General features: G+C 56.7%; 19 protein-coding genes and 3 tRNA genes. 14 read left to right on the plus strand and 8 right to left on the minus strand.

Going from position 1 to position 19406, the window contains the following annotated elements; translation table 11 throughout:
* Window positions 1-2: 2 nt before the first annotated feature.
* The 6 genes from E3E27_RS04825 to E3E27_RS04850 all read right to left on the minus strand — a co-directional run bounded on the left by E3E27_RS04825 (window position 3) and on the right by E3E27_RS04850 (window position 3590).
* Window positions 3-833 carry a hypothetical protein gene (locus E3E27_RS04825; RefSeq protein WP_240910649.1) on the minus strand — a complete coding sequence of 277 codons (831 nt, stop codon included), beginning with the start codon at window positions 831-833 and terminating at the stop codon, window positions 3-5.
* Window positions 834-917: 84 nt separating this feature from the next.
* The gene (locus tag E3E27_RS04830) at window positions 918-1535 is read right to left on the minus strand and encodes a hypothetical protein (RefSeq protein ID WP_167773584.1); all 618 of its coding nucleotides are present in this window, start codon (window positions 1533-1535) and stop codon (window positions 918-920) included.
* A 21-nt stretch (window positions 1536-1556) separates the two neighbouring features.
* The gene (locus tag E3E27_RS04835) at window positions 1557-1751 is read right to left on the minus strand and encodes a hypothetical protein (RefSeq protein WP_048151790.1); all 195 of its coding nucleotides are present in this window, start codon (window positions 1749-1751) and stop codon (window positions 1557-1559) included.
* Window positions 1752-1875: 124 nt separating this feature from the next.
* On the minus strand, window positions 1876-2079 hold the full coding sequence (locus E3E27_RS04840) for a hypothetical protein (RefSeq protein ID WP_014788280.1): 204 nt from the start codon (window positions 2077-2079) through the stop codon (window positions 1876-1878).
* The gene (locus tag E3E27_RS04845) at window positions 2076-2783 is read right to left on the minus strand and encodes a PrsW family intramembrane metalloprotease (RefSeq protein WP_014788281.1); all 708 of its coding nucleotides are present in this window, start codon (window positions 2781-2783) and stop codon (window positions 2076-2078) included. Before E3E27_RS04845 ends, E3E27_RS04840 begins: the two co-directional genes overlap by 4 nt.
* A gap of 45 nt (window positions 2784-2828) precedes the next feature.
* Entirely contained in the window at window positions 2829-3590 is a 762-nt protein-coding gene (locus tag E3E27_RS04850) for a hypothetical protein (RefSeq protein WP_167773586.1), read from the minus strand.
* A gap of 130 nt (window positions 3591-3720) precedes the next feature.
* Between E3E27_RS04850 and E3E27_RS04855 the strand changes: the two genes are divergently transcribed.
* Entirely contained in the window at window positions 3721-4005 is a 285-nt protein-coding gene (locus E3E27_RS04855) for a hypothetical protein (protein WP_014788283.1), read from the plus strand.
* Here E3E27_RS04855 and E3E27_RS04860 read toward each other — a convergent pair.
* Complete coding sequence (locus E3E27_RS04860; RefSeq protein ID WP_014788284.1) at window positions 4002-4673, minus strand: HAD family hydrolase; 672 nt, start codon at window positions 4671-4673, stop codon at window positions 4002-4004. The two genes, E3E27_RS04855 and E3E27_RS04860, sit on opposite strands and share 4 nt — an antisense overlap.
* A 202-nt stretch (window positions 4674-4875) precedes the next feature.
* Here E3E27_RS04860 and E3E27_RS04865 point away from each other — a divergent pair, with 202 nt between their 5' ends.
* The 4 genes from E3E27_RS04865 (at window position 4876) to E3E27_RS04880 (ending at window position 9541) form a co-directional block, all read left to right on the plus strand.
* Window positions 4876-6171 (plus strand): zinc dependent phospholipase C family protein, encoded by a 1296-nt coding sequence (locus E3E27_RS04865; RefSeq protein WP_167773587.1) that lies wholly within the window; start codon window positions 4876-4878, stop codon window positions 6169-6171.
* Window positions 6172-6293: 122 nt separating this feature from the next.
* Window positions 6294-7640: an aminomethyl-transferring glycine dehydrogenase subunit GcvPA gene (gene gcvPA, locus E3E27_RS04870; RefSeq protein ID WP_167773588.1), complete on the plus strand. Its 1347-nt coding sequence runs from the start codon at window positions 6294-6296 to the stop codon at window positions 7638-7640.
* Complete coding sequence (gcvPB, locus tag E3E27_RS04875; protein ID WP_167773589.1) at window positions 7641-9146, plus strand: aminomethyl-transferring glycine dehydrogenase subunit GcvPB; 1506 nt, start codon at window positions 7641-7643, stop codon at window positions 9144-9146. It abuts the gene before it with no gap.
* Between the two features lie 101 nt (window positions 9147-9247).
* Window positions 9248-9541 carry a hypothetical protein gene (locus tag E3E27_RS04880; protein ID WP_014788288.1) on the plus strand — a complete coding sequence of 98 codons (294 nt, stop codon included), beginning with the start codon at window positions 9248-9250 and terminating at the stop codon, window positions 9539-9541.
* A gap of 250 nt (window positions 9542-9791) precedes the next feature.
* On the opposite strand, the gene E3E27_RS04885 is transcribed toward E3E27_RS04880, so the two are convergent.
* Window positions 9792-9868 (minus strand) — tRNA-Thr (locus E3E27_RS04885).
* A 99-nt stretch (window positions 9869-9967) separates the two neighbouring features.
* Between E3E27_RS04885 and E3E27_RS04890 the strand changes: the two genes are divergently transcribed.
* The 9 genes from E3E27_RS04890 (at window position 9968) to E3E27_RS04930 (ending at window position 19405) form a co-directional block, all read left to right on the plus strand.
* Window positions 9968-10043 (plus strand) — tRNA-Asn (locus tag E3E27_RS04890).
* 5 nt (window positions 10044-10048) lie between these two features.
* Window positions 10049-10126, plus strand: a tRNA-Ile gene (locus E3E27_RS04895).
* A gap of 532 nt (window positions 10127-10658) precedes the next feature.
* On the plus strand, window positions 10659-10907 hold the full coding sequence (locus E3E27_RS04900; protein ID WP_014788289.1) for a DNA-directed RNA polymerase subunit H: 249 nt from the start codon (window positions 10659-10661) through the stop codon (window positions 10905-10907).
* A gap of 17 nt (window positions 10908-10924) precedes the next feature.
* Complete coding sequence (locus E3E27_RS04905; RefSeq protein WP_167773590.1) at window positions 10925-14293, plus strand: DNA-directed RNA polymerase subunit B; 3369 nt, start codon at window positions 10925-10927, stop codon at window positions 14291-14293.
* A gap of 4 nt (window positions 14294-14297) precedes the next feature.
* A complete protein-coding gene (locus tag E3E27_RS04910) occupies window positions 14298-17015 on the plus strand; it encodes a DNA-directed RNA polymerase subunit A' (RefSeq protein WP_167773591.1) in 2718 nt (905 codons plus the stop codon).
* A gap of 1 nt (window position 17016) precedes the next feature.
* The gene (gene rpoA2, locus E3E27_RS04915; protein WP_014788292.1) at window positions 17017-18192 is read left to right on the plus strand and encodes a DNA-directed RNA polymerase subunit A''; all 1176 of its coding nucleotides are present in this window, start codon (window positions 17017-17019) and stop codon (window positions 18190-18192) included.
* Between the two features lie 13 nt (window positions 18193-18205).
* On the plus strand, window positions 18206-18514 hold the full coding sequence (locus tag E3E27_RS04920) for a 50S ribosomal protein L30e (protein WP_014788293.1): 309 nt from the start codon (window positions 18206-18208) through the stop codon (window positions 18512-18514).
* Window positions 18514-18951 (plus strand): NusA-like transcription termination signal-binding factor, encoded by a 438-nt coding sequence (locus E3E27_RS04925; protein ID WP_014788294.1) that lies wholly within the window; start codon window positions 18514-18516, stop codon window positions 18949-18951. Before E3E27_RS04920 ends, E3E27_RS04925 begins: the two co-directional genes overlap by 1 nt.
* Before the next feature lie 10 nt (window positions 18952-18961).
* Window positions 18962-19405 carry a 30S ribosomal protein S12 gene (locus E3E27_RS04930; RefSeq protein ID WP_014788295.1) on the plus strand — a complete coding sequence of 148 codons (444 nt, stop codon included), beginning with the start codon at window positions 18962-18964 and terminating at the stop codon, window positions 19403-19405.
* Window position 19406: the final 1 nt, after the last annotated feature.

Consider the following 19406-nt stretch of genomic DNA (forward strand, 5'->3'; position numbering starts at 1 on the left):
CCTCACCAAAATATTTCCTCGAAGTCCCCAGCGCTCTCTATCCCCTCAGGGGCCTTTATCTCAACGGGCTCGTTGATGTTTGAGAGGGCGACGCTCTCGTGAAGGGTCACGTAGATGTCAGTCGTTCTGCCGTCATAGCCCTTTACCGCCAGGATAACCTCCATGTGGGTCTCGATGAAGGTTGGGGTTCCGTCCTTCGTCAGGTGAACCTCCACCCAGCCGGAGTTGGTGGTGACGTTCACCCGCCTCTCGCCATCGACGCTCCAAAGCTCGTTGAGGTATCCGCTCTGATTGGTGGCGTTCACGAACTCCCAGAAGGTCACGTTCACGCGGAAGGCGTAGCCGTCAGGGAGCTTCTCTATGGTGACGTTCTTGGTCCTGAGGAGGTTCCTGATGTAGTCCACGTTGAGCGATCCCTGGGCACGGGAATAGAGGTCATCGTCGGGGGAGACGTTGTACCACTTCCCATCGACCATGAAGTAGACGCTGGAGTTATTGACGAAGTAGGGCCAGTTCATATTGACGTCCATTCCCATCATGTGCATCGTTATGCTCATGTTACCTCTCTCCAGTCCGGCCGTGTTGTTGAAGACGCCAAGGACGCGACCCGACATCGTGAAGTTTATCGTCTTGTTGCCCTCCGGATCGGTGAAGTGCATGCTCATTGAAAAGTTCTGGTCGTAGCTGGCCGTTTCTATGCTCTGGAGGGCCTCAAGGACCTTCTCCTCGGTGAGGCCAACGCCCTTCCCGATGCAGCCGCTTGCCAGCACCACAACTGCCATCAAAATTAGAGCCACAGCCCTCTTCATCGTACTACCTCCAGTTGTCCTCATAGGCAAGTGGAAGGGTTGGTTTAAATACTTTTTCTGTTCAAATTTTGCACACCACTGGCAAGAGTTTGCAAAATGTGGAAACGATCACCAGGGTTCCCGCTCCCAAGGATGGGGATAGGGCACATCACCGAGTCGGCTCCGGAGATACCTCTTCAGCAGGGGTTTAAACCAGCCGATAAGGGCCTGCCAGCAACGGGTTTCCTCAACGTCGTAAGTCCTGTAAATATCAACGTAGTCCACCAAGACGCTACTGTTCCCCGGGCCGTAGTTGAGGGAGTGGGTGATGTTGAAGGAAACCTTCCTGAGGGTTTCTTGCTCGTAAACGGCCTTGAGCCGGTAATGGGTGCTCAAAAAACTGCCGTTCTCGTCTCTGGAGAGAACTAAAACGGAGTAATCGCCCGCGCTGATGAGCCTCCTTGACCGGGCCTTCCGCTCGAATTCCGCTATCACCGCGTTGGGGTCGTTGAACTTCCTGGAATCGTTCTCCCCCGGGAAGTAGGAGCTAACGAACTTCACCTCCCACTCATCGTTTATTTGGTAGTAGGCCCGAAAGATGCCTGGACAGGCGACGCCAAAGCCCATCTCCGAGAACGACATAAAACCCCGGCTTTCAAGCCCGTAGCGGTAGGTGTAGCCATTCAACGACATTGGGGCCAGGAACAGGAGGAGAACGACCACGAACACCTTCCACCGCCGCGACATAGTGCACCACCGAGCGAGGCATCAGCGCTTCCACAGTCCAAGCATCTCGAAGCTCCCCTCGGTTTCTACAACCTCCCTCCGGTTCCAATCGATGTGGCTCCTATCGCTTCTCCATGTGAAGCGTCCGCTCTCAAGCTCCGCCCTCCAGCAGAAGGAGTCCAGGCTCTCGATGGAGGAGACGACGTCGTCCACCGAGGGCGGATTATTCCAGCCCACGCCGCCCACAGAGCGATGGTCAGCAGGAGAAGGCCCGCAATAACTGCCGCCAGCGTCCTCATCGAACCCACCAAAAAAAGTTAATGCCAGCAGATTATAAGGTTTACTATTGAAAAGAAGAAATTTAGAGCGCCTCAAACTTCTGCAGGAATATCCGGAGATCCGTCCTGAAAGGCTCCTCGGCGCGGGGGAGCTCCTCGCTAAGGAGTCGGAGGAAGTGCTCCTCGTCGGTGGCTTTCTCCCAGAGCCTTTTGACGAGCTCTTCCAGCCTGTCGTAGTACTCCACGTAGGGTCTTGCCTCAAAGAGAGCCTCCTCAAGCCGGTTCACGGCCCGTCCCTCCTCTTGAACCAGTAATACCATATTCTACTCCTGTCCTCCGCCCGACCCATAATAAGGAAGTAGCGGAGCAGGGCCAGGTTCAAGATTATGAAGAATATCAGCAGAACGTTGTACGCTGGAACCGCGGCACTCAGGAAAGCGTAGTAGTCCCAGACGAAGTGGAGCACGATGGCCAGCAGGAAGTATGGAAGAACCGAGTCCACCTTCCCCTCGGCCTTCATTCCGTAGCCAACGCCGACTATGGCACTCCAGGTGGCATGGGCGAGTGGCGTCAGAAAAGCACGGGTCACCGTCACCGCCACACCCCAGCCGAGACCGTACATAAAGTTCTCGGTGGCTGCGAAGCCCAGACCAGCGGCGACTCCGTAAACGAGGCCGTCCATTATGCCGTCCATCTGACCGGCCTTGAACGGCCACCGTATGGCCAAAGCCTTCGCAGGCTCTTCAACGATCCCCGCCACGAGGGCGACGTAGAATGCTGAGGCTGGCAGGATCGGCTCTATTGCGCCTCCAAGGGTGAGGAAGCTCTCAAGTACGTAGGCAATTCCTATCGAGAGCGTTCCCCCCAGCAGGAACGTTCCAAGGACGTACCTCCTTGGTTCAGGCTCGTACCTGTCGGCGTGATAGAAGTACCATAGTATAACGAGCGCCGGACCGTAGGCGAAGAACGCTATAACGCTTAGGGCATCCACGACCTATTCACCCAAAACTAGAGGGAATAAGGAGAATTTAAAGGTTTAGCATTTTCCAAGGAACTCCCCGAGGTCAATCCCCTGCTCCTCGAGGTAATCGATGAGATCCCTGGGAGGCTCAACCGTGGCTGAGTCCGGGTTCTTTATCTCTATGGTGGTTACATCAACCCACTCGGCCCCGTTCTTCTCGTAGTAGACGGTCCGCTTGACCTCCACGGGGATAAGATCCTTCGTGAGCTTAACCTCGACCCTCGTCCGATAAGCGTTCGTGACGTTTGTTCCGATTGCCGTCCCCCCAGTCTCGTTGGCATATATGAGGTAGTAACCGTCCTCCTCGATAACCCTGACGTTCTCCATGTCCAGTACCTTCCAAAGTCCGTCCAAAACCGTGGAGTTCATGTTTGGCCCCTCGCCCGGCCCGTAGCACGCGGCTTCCCAGGTCACCGTACCGTTCCTGTCGATGTAGCTCGCGTAGCCCTTGGAGGTGGTGTAGTAGTAGGCCAGGTAGTAGGAGCCGCCCCCGACGGTACTGTTCGAGAGCGTGGACACTGCCTTCAGCTTTTTCTCGAAGTCTATCGCGCCCTCGGTCCTAAGCTGGGCCACCAGCCTCGTTCCATTGTAGCTGTCCACTCTCATCACGTACTCGTAGCTCTTCAGGGACGTTATGGCCTTCTCCATGTCTTCCTGAGTGAATGGAAGGTCTCCAGTGGTCGTGGTGGTTGGAGAAGGGGACGTTCCGCCCCCGGAGATGCAGCCGGCGGCGAGAACGATTAAAGCAATGAGCAGGCCGATGTAGCGTGCCTTCATTTCATCACCCGGAGTAAGTTCCCGGCCTACTATTAAAATGTTAGCCTTCCGGAAACCTCACCGTCGAGTTTTGTTAGGACAACCGAAAAGGTTTTAAATCTGCCCATCTATGGAACAATGGTGAGTAAAAATGCCCTATATTGGCTTGGCCAAGAGCCCGTACGGTCCCCTGAGAACCCAAGAGGCTGTCTTGAAGGAACTCACGAAAAGGGGCTTTAGGGTAGGATTCTTCAAACACCATTGGGCCGGTGATCTACCATTCGGTCTCATAGTTGCCGAGACAGACAGGGGTGACGTCGCTATCCGCTGGGCGTTGGGGCGGGAGTTCAGCCTCAAGATTGAAGAAGTGGACAGGGAAACCTACGATGAGTTCGTGGAGGACACCATAGAATACACCAACGCCGACTCCGGCTAGCGCTCCTGCTTGACCCTTTCCACGACGTCAAACAGGCTCCAGAGGTCGTGTATTATGTGAAGGTGGGGGATCAGAGCCAGTTTCTCGCGATTTTTCTCAACGAACCTGGCCGTGAAGGGGAAGTAATACCACACGTACTCGGTGTTCTCATCGCCGTGACCGATGAAGCGCCAGGGCTTGTCGTCCACCCAGATTAAAGTCTCGTTCCCGTACTTCTCGCGAACCAGCTTAAAGGCCTCGTCTATGGTCATGTCGTGGCCAAAGACTACGACGTCGTCAAAGAGGTCGTATATCCCCATTTCCTTCAGCCGTCTGACCTTCATTCCGTCTATGAAGTCCTCGGCGGAGAAGGAGATTACAGTGTGCCCCTCCTCCTTGAGTTTCCTCAAAAGCTCCGGGGAATCGTCGATTGGTCTGCTAAGCTTGGCCCTCTCCTCAAACCAGGTCTCGAAGAACTTCGTGCGCAGGAAGAAAGGGGGTTTGGATTTTTTCTTGTGCTTCCCGAAGGCAGGCCTCTCAAACTGGAGTTCGATTTTAGTCAGCAGCTTGGCCCACAGTGCCTTCCCCGGGAGCCATCGGTAGCGCCTCTCCAGGGCCCGCCTGAACGCCTCTTCGATGCAGGTGTAGGTGTCAGCCAGCGTTCCATCGAAGTCGAAGGCTATTATCATGGCTATCCCCATACCCCGAAGGGGAAGCCAAATTTAAGCGTTGCCCCAAACAACGGAAATATTATACGGTTGCAACAGCACGATAAGATACAGAAAATTCCCAGGGTATAACTCACGTAACTCAAAAAAGTTTTAAATTTTAATTCTCCCATAGTGCTGCATGTCCACTTCCAATAGAATCTAAAAACAAAAGGGTGATAAAATGAGGAAGGTAGGGGCCGTCTTTCTGGTTCTCCTCGTCCTCGGTGGGCTGGGCCTCGTGAGCGCCTGGCCGACCGACGGACCGACCCTCGACAACCCCATGAACGTCCACCAGAAGCTGACCTACAAGGCCATACAGGCGGTTTACAGGGACAACCCAACCCTCGGTTCGATCCTCATGCAGTACCAGGACCAGCTCCTCTACGGAGCCTACGACGAGGACTGGCGCGGCGGGAGCATAGAGTTCAACGGGAAGACCTACACCCTCCAGAGCCAGTACCACTTCCACGACCCTATGGACCACGCAGAACTATTTACAGTTAACCTATTTGGAGAGGCCGACACCTCCGGAGCCGACATGGCCCAGAAGCTCTACGAGCAGGCGGTTCAGCTCTGGAAGCAGGGCAACAGGGAGGAGGCCATGCTCTACCTCGGCAGGGCGGTCCACATACTCGAGGACATGAGCATGCTGGTGGCACACACCACACCGCACCTATTCGAGGACCTCGAGCAGTTCAGCTACATCGAGGACGCCCACGACTTCGTTGAGAACGATATCTCCCCCACCGTCGCCGACGACATACTCAACGACCGCGTCCCCCTCGACCTCACGCCGATAAAGTGGTGGCAGATCCCGCAGGAGAAGCAACGGTTCATCTACGGCTACGATATCTACATAGCCGACAACGAGAACGGCCACATGAGCCTCGCCAACGGCGTTGCCTGGGCCTACGCTGACTTAATAGCCCACAACTCTTGGCGCTACATGCTCTACTCGACCGGCAAGGACATCAACCTCTGGAGCGAGCGCGGCCACCTCGGAAGCTACTTCTGGACCAGGACCCTCAAGAAGGGCGACTGGAGCGTCCTCAAGCTCGAGTTCAAGGGCGCCAGCTCGATAACCCTCGTCTTCAAGGACATAGACATGCAGAACGCCTACTTCAAGACCCTCGGCTACGTCGAGATCTACGACAAGAACTGGAACCTCATAGCCCGCTACGCCCAGGACCCGAACCTGCTCGTCGATACCAGCGTCACCGTTCCGGATGACACCGTCTACATCTACACCTACGTGAGCAATGACGACTGGCTCGACGACGACGTGGACGGCTGGGCCATAAGGAACATCGAGCTCCACGCCAACTTTGACGTGAACGCCCCGAGTGGCTTCAAGACCCTCGACGGCAGGGAGTACAGCCTCGTCCAGTGGGCGGTCTACGAGACCATGCAGTACGACATAAGGGCCATTGCCGGCCTGATGGAGAAGTTCTTCGAGGACGTCGGCGTTAGCGGCTGAGGCCTTTACCCCTCTTATTTTTCCTTCCAGTGGTACACGGTTCTGCCCTCCCGGCGGCACAAAGCATATATTCTCAGCTCCCAACTTTCAACGAGCATCTTAAAGCTCAGAAGGTGATAGGCATGGGAAGGCACTACCTCCCGAACCTGGCGCATAGAGATGAAATGCTGAAAGAAATCGGCTTCAATTCGATCGACGAGCTCTTCTCGGACGTTCCCGAGGGCATGCTCAAGGAGTTCAACCTTCCGGAGGGAAAGAGCGAGTACGAGGTCTTCCTCGAGCTCAGCGAAGTCCTCTCAAAGAACAGGACCGTCCTTGAAATGCCGAGCTTCCTCGGGGCGGGGTCGTACTTCCACTACGTTCCAGCCCACGTCAAGTACCTCATCGAGAGGAGCGAGTTCTTGACGGCTTACACTCCTTACCAGCCCGAGATAAGCCAGGGAATGCTCCAGGCCCTCTTCGAGTACCAGAGCATGATGGCGGAGCTTTACGGTCTGCCCGTTGTCAATTCCTCGATGTACGACTGGGGAACGGCCATAGCCGAGGCCGCCCTGATGACGGTCAGGCTCCACAGGGGCAAGAGAAAGCGCTTCCTTGTCCCAAAGGCCCTCAGCCCGGAGAAGAGGGCGGTGATAGAGACATACACGCGCGGCGCCGGGCTGGAGATAGTTGAAGTCCCCTGGGACGAGGAAGGCAACCTCGACCTTGAAAAGCTCAAGGAGGCCGTTGGTGAAGCCGCCGGCGTCTACGTTGAGATGGCCAACTTCTTCGGTTTAGTCGAGGAGAACGTGAGGGAAATCGGCGAGATCGCCCACGATGCGGGGGCCTACTTCGTGGTCGGAGCAGACCCCACGATGCTCGGGCTTTTTGAGGCGCCGGGTGAGCTCGGCGCTGACATAGCGGTCGGAGAGGCGTCATACCTCGGCAACCCCATGAACTTCGGCGGCCCGAGGGCCGGAATCTTCGCCGTCAGGAACGACAAAAAGCTCATACGCCAGATGCCGGGCAGGATAATCGGAATGACGAGAGACGCGGACGGGAGGAGAGCCTTCGTCATGACCCTCCAGACGAGGGAGCAGCACATAAGGCGCGCAAAGGCGACCTCGAACATATGCTCCAACGAGGCGTTGGTGGCCGTTGCCTCAGCGATACACCTCGCGAGCCTCGGGCCGAGGGGCTTGGCCGAGCTTGGCGAGGCAATCCTCAAGAACACGGCCTACCTCAGGAAGAGGCTGGAGGAAGTCGCTGAGATTCCCTTCGAGGGGCTCTACTTCAAGGACGTGCCAGCGAGGTTCGAAAAGCCCTACAGCGAGGTGCACGAGGCCCTCCTGGAGAGGGGAATCCATGGAGGCTACTACATCGGGAAGCACTTCCCGGAGCTCGGCGAGACCGCCCTCTTCGCCGCGACAGAGACGACGAGGAAGGAATGGGTAGAGGCCCTCATAGAGGCCCTCAGGGAGGTGGCCTGAATGTTCCGGCAGGCTAAATGGGACGAACCGCTCATCTTCGAGCTCTCCCGCAATGGGAGGGTCGGCTACACCCTTCCGAGGCCGGTTGAAGATGTAAGCGTTGAGATTCCGGAGAAGCTCAGGAGGAAAAGCCCGCTGAACCTTCCTGAGCTGAGCGAGCCTGAGATAGTGAAACACTACACCCGCTTGAGCGAGATGAACTACGGCGTTGATTCGGGCATCTACCCGCTCGGCTCCTGCACCATGAAGTACAACCCCAAGATAAACGAGGAGATAGCTTCACACCCGGGGGTTGCCTACATTCACCCCTACCAGGACGAGAGGACCGTCCAGGGAGCGCTAAAGATAATGTGGGAGCTGGAGCAGTGGCTCAAGGAGATAACCGGAATGGACCGCTTCACCCTCCAGCCCGCTGCCGGTGCCAACGGCGAGTTCACGGGCGTGTCGATAATCAGAGCCTACCACCTCGACAACGGTGAGCCGCAGAGGGACGAGATGCTCGTTGCTGACTCGGCCCACGGAACCAATCCAGCCAGTGCCGCCATGGCCGGTTTCAAGGTCATCGAAATCCCCTCGACCGAGGAGGGAACGATGGATCTGGAGGCCCTTGAGAGCGCGGTGAGCGAGAGAACGGCCGGGTTGATGCTCACGAACCCCAACACCCTCGGCATCTTCGAGGACGAGATACTGGAGATTGCGAGGATAGTCCACAAGGCCGGCGGGCTGCTCTACTACGACGGTGCAAACCTCAACGCGGTGCTAGGAAAGATCAGACCCGGTGACATGGGCTTCGACATAGTCCACCTCAACCTCCACAAGACCTTCTCAACCCCGCACGGCGGTGGCGGTCCTGGAAGCGGGCCGGTCGGCGTCAAGGACTTCCTCAAGGACTACCTGCCGGTTCCGCTGGTCGGCTACGACGAGGGGCGTGGTTACTACCTCGACTACGACGTGCCCAAGAGCATCGGCAAGGTTAAGGAGCTCTACGGCAACTTCGCGGTTATGGTCAGGGCCCTCGTTTACCTCAAGATAATGGGAAGGGAGGGCCTCAAGAACGCGAGCGAGGTAGCTGTTCTAAACGCCAACTACCTCACCAGGAAGCTGAAAGGGACGAGGGGCTACTCCCTGCCCGGCAAGGAGCTGAGGAAGCACGAGGTGGTCTTCTCCGCCGAGCCGATGAAGAAGGAAACAGGGGTTACAGCGATGGACGTGGCCAAGAGGCTCCTCGACTTCGGAATGCACGCGCCGACGGTTTACTTCCCGCTAATCGTCCACGAGGCGTTGATGATAGAGCCGACCGAGACGGTGAGCAGGGAGGAGCTCGACGCCTACGTCGAGGCCCTCAGGAGGATAAGCGAGGAGGCATACAGCGATCCGGAGATCGTCAAGGGCGCACCGCACAACACGGCGGTGAAGCGCGTGGACGACGTTCTGGCGGCAAAGAAGCCGGTTCTCAGCTGGAAGATGTACCGCGAGCTGAGGGAGAGGGGCGAGGTGGAATACTGACTACCTTGCTTCCCCATTTCTTCTTATTCAATTCTGGCCAGAAAAGCTTATAAATGGAAGGCACGAATATGTAATAGAAAACTTACATGTGGGTGATCCATATGACAGTTGGGGTTGGACGTGTTGAAAACGCCAAGTACGGGGTGGGGTTTGATGAATACGTGGTTCCCGTCAGGGGGTTCCTCCTCCAGAGGGGCAAGCTGGCGGGAATATACGTGAAGGACGGGATCATTCCCGTGACAGAGGAGCTTCCCAAAGAGGTCCATCAGGCCGTTGTACACGGCCACATCAAGAAGGAGGTAACGGTGAGGGAGATACACTACGGTGAAGAGGACATAATAGAAGTTCTCATAGAAGCTGACTATCAGAGCTGGACCATCTTCACAACGAGCTGAGATCTATGCCTCCCTACCTACACACAATAGGCAACGGTTTTAAGCGAGCAACTTATCCTGCGAATTTTGGTCAAAAAGCGTTTCCAAAGCCTCATCAAAAGTCGTAGCTCCCTGTTGCACGTTCAAAGATATGGTTTATCAATCCAAGGCCAGCGTTTAATTATGAGAACCCTTTTGGCCACGTTAGAACTGACACTTCAAACAGAGCTACAAACCCCTATCAAACCTCACAAGGCGAAGTTTGTTAGAATGGAGCCCCGGGCGGGATTTGAACCCGCGACCGGCGGATTACAAGTCCGCCGCCCCGCCAGGCTAGGCTACCGGGGCACGGTCTAAAGACCTTCCGAGGGAGATATAAAGTTTTCGCAGTTCCTGCCCACACCGTAAGATTTATAAATCCACTCCGTATTCCCTACATTGGGTCGTGCCGCCGTAGCTTAGTCGGTAGAGCGCCGGACTGTTAATCCGGCGGTCCCCGGTTCGAGTCCGGGCGGCGGCGCCAGTAGTGGGCCCGTAGCTCAGCCTGGTCAGAGCGCGCGGCTCATAACCGCGTGGTCGGGGGTTCAAAGCCCCCCGGGCCCACCACAACAGCCCTTGCTTGCGCGAGCGCTGGCGGAAGAGTAAGTGTCTTTTCCAAAAGGTGCTTGTTTTTATGATGTGTTCGTTCTTTAAATTGCCATTCTTTAGGAGTTGCTCCTTGAGAGGTGTCAGAAGATACGCCCCCGCCTGGAGGCCCAAAATGCCGGCCATATTGCAGAATGAGACCAAGTTTATGCGAACTTTTGCCAGATATGACAAGTTATCCCGTCAATGGTACAACTTGTGTCTACATAAACCCACTAGAATCGGCAAATCTACAGAAAAGACCTGCCACTTTGCTCTCTCCACTGAAGTTTGGATTCCGAACCCCAGCCGAGCCTTTATAAGTCTTTCCGTTTTCGGTGGACATTGAAGTACATCAGAGTCCTTTTTCGGGCCAGAAAACGGTTCTTAAACTTTACGCAACCGATATAAACCCCTACGGGCCAGATACCACTCGAAAAGCTTATATACCGAAACCCGCAGGTGTGAGGTAGTGATAATCGTTCTTAAAAAACGTTAAAGGGGGCAATTCTCGGTGGCGACGAAAAAGGAGTTTGATATATTCACGCATGAGCTGGTTCCCGAGCACAGAATCCTCAGCGAGGAGGAGAAGGAGGAACTCCTCAGAAAGTACAGGATCAGGATCTCACAGCTCCCACAGATCAAGGCCTCGGACCCGGCCGTCGTCGCCCTTGGGGCAAAGCCGGGAGACGTCATTGAGATAAAGAGAAAGAGCCCAACGGCGGGCTACTATTACTACTACCGTCTTGTGGTGGAGGACTGATTCTGAGAGGTGAGATTATGGCATCGAGAGGACCCACCGTTGTTGATGTCACCCCTGACGACCTCTGGCTCGTTATGGAAGCCTACTGGAAGGAGAGGGGACTCGTAAGGCAGCACCTTGATTCTTACAACGCCTTCATCGACCACGGAATGCAGCAGGTTATAGACGAGTTCGGTGGCCTCAAGCCTGACATTCCGGACTTTGAGGTCAAGTTTGGTAAAATCCGCCTGGGCGAGCCCGAGTTCCAGGAGGCCCAGGGCCAGAGGAAGCCCCTCTATCCAATGGACGCCAGGATAAGGAACCTGACCTACTCGGCCCCGCTCTACCTCGAGCTTATTCCAGTTATCAAGGGAATAGAGCAGGAACCCGTCGAGGTTCGCATCGGCGAGCTCCCGATAATGCTCAAGTCCAAGGCTTGCAGGCTTTACGGCCTCAGCGACGAGGAGCTTATAAAGCTCGGCGAGGACCCGAAGGACCCCGGAGGATACTTCATCATAAACGGCTCCGAGAGGGTTATAGTCTCCATTGAGGACCTCGCCCCCAACAAGACCCTGGTGGAGAGGGACGAGAGGCAGAACAGGATAATCGCCAAGGTCTTCTCCTACAGGCACGGCTACAGGGCCCTGATAACGGTAGAGAGAAGGAAGGACGGAATACTCTACGTGAACATACCGAACGTCCCCAGGCCAGTTAAGTTCGTCTACGTCATGCGCGCCCTCGGTCTCCTCAGCGATAAGGAGATAGTTGAAGCTGTCAGCGACGACCCGAGGATACAGCAGGTTCTCTTCGACAACCTCGAGGACGCCAGCGACATAACCACCCAGGAGGAGGCCCTCGATTACATAGGAAAGCTCTCCCTCCCAGGCCAGCCCAGGGAGTACAGGCTCAGGAGGGCCGAGCACATTATAGACAACAACCTCCTGCCCCACATGGGCGTCGAGCCCGAGAGGAGAAGGGCCAAAGCTTACTACCTCGGTATGATGGCCCTCAAGGTTCTGGAGCTTTCACTTGGCCTCCGCGGCGAGGACGACAAGGACCACTACGCCAACAAGAGGCTCAAGCTGGCGGGAGACCTCCTCAGGGACCTCTTCCGCGTCGCCTTCGGCCAGCTCGTTAAGGACATGCAGTACCAGATGACCAAGACCTACCAGAGGAAGGGCGAGCGCTACACCTTCGAGAACATACAGCGCTTCGTGAGGAACTCCATAAGGCCGGACGTGCTGAGCGAGAGGATTGAGCACGCCCTCGCGACCGGTGCGTGGCCAGGTGGAAGAACCGGTGTCAGTCAGCTCCTCGACAGGACCAACTACATGAGCACGCTCTCTCACCTCAGGCGCGTCACTTCCCCGCTCAGCAGGGACCAGCCCCACTTCGAGGCCCGTGACCTCCACGGAACCCACTGGGGAAGGATATGCCCGACGGAAACGCCGGAAGGTCCAAACTGTGGTCTGGTCAAGAATCTTGCTTTGATGGCCCAGATAACCACCGGAATCCCGGAGAAGGAAGTCAGGGAGTACCTGAGCAAGCTCGGCGTCGTTCCCATCGAGGAGAGAAGGCCGAACCCGAGCCTCTGGAGGATTTACCTCAACGGAGTTCTCATCGGGACCATCGAGGACGGCGAGAGCCTGGTAAAGAGGATAAGGAGCGATAGGAGAAGCGGAAGGATAAGCGACGTCATAAACGTTGCCTTATACCAGGACGAGGACGTGAAAGAGGTATACGTGAACAGCGATGACGGTCGGGTCAGGAGACCCCTCATCATCGTCGAGAACGGCCAGCCGAAGCTCACCCGCGAGCACGTTGAGGGCATAAAGACCGGCCAGCTCACCTGGAGCGACCTCATCAAGATGGGCATCATCGAGTACCTCGACGCCGAGGAGGAGGAGAACGCCCTCGTCGCCACTTGGCCCTGGGAGGTTACCGAGGAGCACACCCACCTCGAGCTGATGCCCGCTGCGATTCTCGGAATACCTGCCTCACTCGTTCCGTACCCGGAGCACAACGCGGCCCCGCGTAACACCTACGGTGCCGGTATGGCCAAGCAGAGCCTCGGCTTTGGAGCGGCCAACTTCAGGATAAGGGTGGACACGCGCGGCCATCTGATGCACTACCCGCAGGTCCCGCTTGTGAACTCGAGGATAATGAAGGCAGTCGGTTTCGAGGAGAGGCCAGCTGGCCAGAACTTCGTGGTCGCAGTTCTCAGTTACTCGGGATACAACATGGAAGATGCCGTCATAATGAACAAGGCCTCCATAGAGCGCGGCTTGGCTCGCTCAACCTTCTTCAGAACCTACGAGGCAGAGGAGAAGCGCTACCTCGGTGGCCAGACCGACCGCTTCGAGGTTCCCGACCCGACAATACAGGGCTATCTGGGCGAGAAGTACTACAGGCACCTCGACGAGGACGGCATAATCTTCCCGGAGTCCAAGGTCTCCGGCAAGGACGTTCTCGTTGGAAGAACCTCCCCACCGAGGTTCCTTGAGGAACAGAGCGGCCTCGGAGGCATAATCCTCCAGGAGAGGCGCGAGACGAGCGTAACGGTAAGGCCCAGTGAGAGGGGTATAGTGGACAAGGTCATCATAACCGAGACCGGCGATGGGACCAAGCTCGTGAAGATAACCACCAGGGATCTCAGGATCCCAGAGCTTGGAGACAAGTTCGCCTCGAGGCACGGCCAGAAGGGTGTTATCGGCCTCATAGTCCCGCAGGAGGACATGCCCTGGACCGAGAGCGGAATCGTCCCGGACCTCATAGTGAACCCCCACGGTATCCCGAGCCGTATGACCGTCGGGCAGCTCATAGAGGCAATAGGTGGAAAGGTTGCGGCGCTGAAGGGAAGGAGAGTGGACGGTACAGCGTTCATCGGCGAGCCAGAGGAGAAGCTCAGGAAGGAGCTCGAGGAGCTTGGATTCAAGCACAGCGGAAGGGAAATCATGTACGACGGCATAACCGGAAGAAGGCTCGAGGCTGATATATTCGTCGGCGTCATCTACTACCAGAGGCTCCACCACATGGTAGCTGACAAGATGCACGCCCGTTCGAGGGGTCCAGTTCAGGTTCTCACCAAGCAGCCGACCGAGGGTAGGGCCAGGGAAGGCGGTCTCAGGTTCGGTGAGATGGAGCGTGACGTCCTCATCGGACACGGTGCAGCGATGCTCCTGATCGAGAGGTTGCTCGAGGAGAGCGACAAGACCGAGGTCTGGGTCTGCGAGAGCTGTGGACACCTAGCCTTGGAGGACAAGCGCAGAGGAAAGGTCTACTGCCCGGTCTGTGGAGAGGAAGAGAGGATAAGCAAGGTGGAGATGAGCTACGCCTTCAAGCTGTTGCTGGACGAGCTGAAGGCCATGGTGATAAGGCCCTCCCTCAACATAACCGACAGGGTGTGATATCATGCAGTCGATGAAGAAGGTCATCGGGAGTATCGAGTTCGGAATCCTCTCACCTCAGGAAATCAGAAAGATGAGCGCGGCCGAGATCACCGTCCCCGACACCTACGACGACGACGGCTACCCGATAGAAGGTGGCCTGATGGACAAGAGGCTCGGCGTGGTGGACCCGGGTCTCAGGTGTGAGACCTGCGGTGCCAGGGCTGGAGAGTGCCCGGGCCACTTCGGCCACGTCGAGCTCGCCAGACCGATAATCCACGTTGGCTTCGCCAAGACCATTCACCGCGTTCTGGAGAGCACATGCAGGGAGTGCGGAAGGATAAAGCTCACCGACGAGGAGATAGAAGAGTACATGCACAAGTTCGAGGTCATGGGCGACAGGAAGAAGGCCAAGGACAGGCTCATCAAGGAGATACACAAGAAGGCCAAGGAGAGAATGGTCTGCCCGCACTGTGGAGCGCCACAGTTCCCGATCAAGTTCGAGAGGCCCACCATCTACTGGGAGCTCAGGAAGGACGAAGAAGGTAACGAGTACAGGCACAGAATGATGCCGAGCGAGGTTCGTGACAGGCTTGAGAAGATACCCGACAAGGACCTGCCACTCCTCGGACTCCACCCCGAGAAGGCCAGGCCGGAGTGGATGGTTCTCACCGTCCTGCCGGTTCCGCCCGTTACCATGAGGCCATCAATCACCCTCGAGAGCGGTATAAGGGCTGAGGACGACCTCACCCACAAGCTGGTCGATATTATCCGTATCAACAACCGCCTCAAGTCCAACATCGAGGCCGGTGCGCCGCAGCTCATCATCGAGGACCTCTGGGACCTCCTACAGTACCACGTTACCACCTACATCAACAACGAGACCTCAGGCATTCCGCCGGCCAAGCACAAGAGCGGGAGGCCCCTCAAGACCCTCTCCCAGCGTTTGAAGGGTAAGGAAGGCCGCTTCCGTGGAAACCTCAGCGGTAAGCGCGTGAACTTCTCAGCCCGTACGGTCATCAGTCCGGATCCGATGATAAGCATCAACGAGGTCGGCGTTCCCATAGCGGTCGCAATGGAGCTGACCGTTCCTGAGAAAGTGACCGAGTTCAACTTCGAGAAGCTCAAGAAGATGGTCCTCAACGGGCCCGAGAAGTACCCCGGCGCCAACTACGTCATAGACCCGGAAGGAAGAAGGATACGCCTCATGGAGAACAACCTCGAGATAATAGCCGAGAGGCTCGACCTCGGCTGGACGGTCGAGAGGCATCTCCTCGACGGCGATATAGTGCTGTTCAACAGGCAGCCCTCGCTCCACAGAATGAGCATAATGGCCCACCGCGTCCGCGTTATGCCCTACAGAACCTTCCGCCTCAACCTCTCCGTCTGCCCGCCCTACAATGCCGACTTCGACGGTGACGAGATGAACCTCCACGTTCCGCAGACGGAGGAGGCTCAGGCAGAGGCAAAGATACTCATGGAAGTCCAGAACCACATCATCTCGCCTCGCTACGGCGGCCCGCTCATAGCTGGAATCCAGGACCACATCTCCGGTGGCTACCTGCTCACCCGCGAGGGAGCATACTTCACCCGCTCAGAGGTCGAGCAGATGCTCATGTTCGCGGGAATTAACGTGGACAAGCTTCCAGAGCCGGACAAGGTTGAGAACGGCGTTGAACTGTGGAGCGGAAAGACGATATTCTCGCTCCTCCTGCCGGACGACCTCACGATCTGGTACCGCAACAAGCTCTGCGACGAGCCGGAGCGCTGTGAGGCCCTTGAGAAGCTCATCGAGGAGAAGCTCGTTCCTGACCCAGAGGAGGTCAGGAAGCTCGCCTACGACGGCTTCACCTACATTCAGAACGGAAAGCTCCTCAGCGGTGCCATAGACAAGAAGGCCTACGGCAGGGAGGACGGAAAGCTGCTCGACATCATCGTGAGGGAGTACGGCGTCGAGAGGGCCAGGCAGTTCCTCGACCAGGTTACCAAGCTGGCCATATGGGTCATAACCCACAAGGGCTTCACGACCGCGATAGACGACGAGGACCTGCCGAGGGAGGCCCTTGACAGGATACACGAGATAATCCGCGAGGCGGAGGAGAGGGTGGAGAGGCTCATTGAAGCCTACAAGAACGGCGAGCTTGAGCCCCTACCGGGCAAGACCCTCGAGGAGACCCTCGAGAGCAACATCATGGCGGTTTTAGCAGAGGCGCGTGACAACGCCGGTAAGGTCGCTGAAAAGTACCTCGGTATGGGCAACCACGCGGTCATCATGGCCAAGACCGGAGCGAGGGGTAAGATGCTCAACATCACCCAGATGGCGGCGATGCTTGGCCAGCAGTCCATTCGTGGAAAGCGCCTCTACCGCGGCTACCGCGGAAGGGTTCTGACACACTTCAAGCCCGGCGACCTTGGAGCCAGGGCCAGGGGATTCGTCACAAACTCCTACAAGAGCGGTCTAACGCCCCAGGAATACTTCTTCCACGCCATGGGTGGTAGGGAAGGACTGGTTGACACGGCCGTCAGGACGGCCCAGAGCGGTTACATGCAGCGCCGTCTGATAAACGCGCTCCAGGACCTCAAGGTGAACTACGACGGAACGGTCAGGGATCCGACGGGAATCATCGTCCAGTTCAAGTACGGTGAGGACGGAATAGACCCGATGAAGAGCTGGCAGGGTAAGACAGTCGATGTGGACAGGGTCATCGTTAGGACCCTCATCAAGATGAGGGGAGGTGAGTGAAATGGTCGCAGCGAAGACCATCAGGAGCCTCGTTGACAAGGCTGACCTCCCGGAGAACCTCAAGGAGGAACTCTACGAGAAGCTCGTCAGGTACAATGAGAAGTACAAGCTCAAGAAGGCCGAGATAGAGGCAATAATCGAGGAGACCGTGAAGGAGTACCAGAGGGCCCTCATCGAGCCGGGAGAGGCCATAGGAACCGTCGCGGCGCAGTCCATAGGTGAGCCCTCAACCCAGATGACCCTTAACACCTTCCACTATGCAGGTGTCGCGGAAATCAACGTCACCCTCGGTCTGCCAAGGATCATCGAGATTGTCGATGCCAGGAAGAACCCCTCAACACCCATCATGACCGTCTACCTCGACGAGAAGCACCGGCACGACAGGGAGAAGGCCCTCGAGGTGGCGAGGAGGATAGAGGGAACCACCCTCGAGAACCTCGCCCGCGAGACGAGCATAGACATACTCAACTACGAGTTCATAGTGGACATCGACCCGGAGAGGCTTGAAAAGGCCGGCCTCGACATGGAGAGGATTCAGAGGAAGCTTGAAAGCTCCTTCAAGAGCGCTGAGTTCGAGATCGATGGATACACGCTCATTATGAGGCCCAAGAAGGTCGGAAAGCTCTCCGACCTGAGGAGGCTCGCCGAAAAGGTTAAAAAGCACCGCCTTAAAGGCCTGTCGGGCGTCGGGAAGACCATCATAAGAAAGGAAGGCGACGAGTACGTCATCTACACCGAGGGCTCGAACTTCAAGCAGGTGCTGAAGGTTCCGGGCGTTGATCCAACCAGGACGAGGACCAACAACATCTGGGAAATAGCGGAGGTGCTAGGCATAGAGGCCGCCAGAAACGCCATCATCGAGGAAATAGTGAACACGATGCGCGAGCAGGGTCTCGAGGTGGACGTCAGGCACATCATGCTCGTCGCCGATATGATGACGCTCGATGGAGTCATACTGCCCATAGGCAGGCACGGAATAGTTGGGGAGAAGGCCAGCGTGCTTGCCAGGGCCGCTTTCGAGATCACAACCCAGCACCTCTTCGAGGCCGCCGAGAGGGGCGAGGTCGATCCCCTCAACGGTGTGGTCGAGAACGTGCTGATAGGACAGCCGGTTCCAGTCGGAACCGGAATGGTCAAACTGGCGATGAATCTCCCCCTGAGACCGAAAAGGGAGTAGGGAGGTGTGATGTATGGTTGATTTCGCTTTCGAACTTAGGAAGGCAGAGGACACCGGAAAGATAGTCATGGGAGCCAAGAAGAGCATTCAGTACGCCAAGATGGGCGGGGCCAAGATGATTATCGTTGCCAGGAACGCCAGGCCTGATATCAAGGAGGACATACTCTACTACGCCAAGCTCAGCGGTATTCCGGTCTACGAGTTCGAGGGAACCAGCGTCGAGCTTGGAACCCTCCTCGGAAGGCCGCACACCGTTTCCGCCCTCGCGATAATCGACCCTGGCGAGAGCAAGATACTGGCTTTGGCTGGGGGTAAGGAGTAATGCCGCTCAAGCTCAACACCGACCAGATCAAGTTCATAGCGCTCTTCGAGAGCATGACGGGAGCGACCGTCCTAGATTGCCTCATAGACACCAAGAGGAACAGGCTCATCTACGTCATCAAGAAGGGCGAGATGGGCCTTGCCCTCGGCAAAAAGGGAGCCAACGTCAAGCGCGTCCAGAACATGGTCGGAAGGGAAATCGAGCTCATAGAGCACTCGGAAAACCCCGAGGAGTTCCTGAGGAACATTTATAAGAGCCTTGGAGTTAAGGTTAAAAAGGTCCACATCACTGAGAAGCGTGATGGTAAAAAGGTCGCCCTCCTCGACATAGGACCGCGCGACAAGCCCCGCGCCATAGGAAAGGGCGGCCAGAACATCAACCTCGTTAAGGAGTTGATGGAGAGACACCATGGCATTCACGATGTGGTCATAATTTGAGGTGATGATCATGCCGGGAAAGAAGGCCCCATATGGAGAGTTCGCTGGTAGAAAGCTCAAGCTCAAGAGGAAGAAGTTCCGCTGGAGCGACATAAGGTACAAGAGGAGAGTTCTCAGGCTCAAGGAGAAGAGCGACCCGCTCGAGGGTGCTCCGCAGGCCAAGGGTATCGTTCTCGAGAAGATAGCCGTCGAGGCCAAGCAGCCGAACTCGGCTATGCGTAAGGCCGTCCGTGTTCAGCTCATCAAGAACGGTAAGGTCGTCACCGCTTTCACCCCGGGTGACGGTGCTATCAACCACATCGACGAGCACGACGAGGTCATCATCGAGGGAATCGGCGGTCCAAAGGGAGGTTCCATGGGTGATATCCCAGGAATCAGGTACAAGGTCGTCAAGGTGAACAGGGTCAGCCTCAAGGAGCTCGTCAAGGGAAGGAAGGAGAAGCCGAGGAGGTGAA

This window comes from Thermococcus sp. MV11 (assembly GCF_012027285.1).
In the GTDB taxonomy this organism is placed as follows: Archaea; Methanobacteriota_B; Thermococci; order Thermococcales; family Thermococcaceae; genus Thermococcus; species Thermococcus cleftensis.

Excerpts from the sequence above, each read along its gene's own strand:
- E3E27_RS04825 (WP_240910649.1), bottom strand. The coding sequence starts at position 833 with ATGAGGACAACTGGAGGTAGTACGATGAAGAGGGCTGTGGCTCTAATT.
- E3E27_RS04830 (WP_167773584.1), bottom strand. The coding sequence starts at position 1,535 with ATGTCGCGGCGGTGGAAGGTGTTCGTGGTCGTTCTCCTCCTGTTCCTG.
- E3E27_RS04850 (WP_167773586.1), bottom strand. The coding sequence starts at position 3,590 with ATGAAGGCACGCTACATCGGCCTGCTCATTGCTTTAATCGTTCTCGCC.
- E3E27_RS04855 (WP_014788283.1), top strand. The coding sequence starts at position 3,721 with ATGCCCTATATTGGCTTGGCCAAGAGCCCGTACGGTCCCCTGAGAACC.
- E3E27_RS04860 (WP_014788284.1), bottom strand. The coding sequence starts at position 4,673 with ATGATAATAGCCTTCGACTTCGATGGAACGCTGGCTGACACCTACACC.
- E3E27_RS04865 (WP_167773587.1), top strand. The coding sequence starts at position 4,876 with ATGAGGAAGGTAGGGGCCGTCTTTCTGGTTCTCCTCGTCCTCGGTGGG.
- gcvPA (WP_167773588.1), top strand. The coding sequence starts at position 6,294 with ATGGGAAGGCACTACCTCCCGAACCTGGCGCATAGAGATGAAATGCTG.
- gcvPB (WP_167773589.1), top strand. The coding sequence starts at position 7,641 with ATGTTCCGGCAGGCTAAATGGGACGAACCGCTCATCTTCGAGCTCTCC.
- E3E27_RS04880 (WP_014788288.1), top strand. The coding sequence starts at position 9,248 with ATGACAGTTGGGGTTGGACGTGTTGAAAACGCCAAGTACGGGGTGGGG.
- E3E27_RS04905 (WP_167773590.1), top strand. The coding sequence starts at position 10,925 with ATGGCATCGAGAGGACCCACCGTTGTTGATGTCACCCCTGACGACCTC.
- E3E27_RS04910 (WP_167773591.1), top strand. The coding sequence starts at position 14,298 with ATGCAGTCGATGAAGAAGGTCATCGGGAGTATCGAGTTCGGAATCCTC.
- rpoA2 (WP_014788292.1), top strand. The coding sequence starts at position 17,017 with ATGGTCGCAGCGAAGACCATCAGGAGCCTCGTTGACAAGGCTGACCTC.
- E3E27_RS04920 (WP_014788293.1), top strand. The coding sequence starts at position 18,206 with ATGGTTGATTTCGCTTTCGAACTTAGGAAGGCAGAGGACACCGGAAAG.
- E3E27_RS04925 (WP_014788294.1), top strand. The coding sequence starts at position 18,514 with ATGCCGCTCAAGCTCAACACCGACCAGATCAAGTTCATAGCGCTCTTC.
- E3E27_RS04930 (WP_014788295.1), top strand. The coding sequence starts at position 18,962 with ATGCCGGGAAAGAAGGCCCCATATGGAGAGTTCGCTGGTAGAAAGCTC.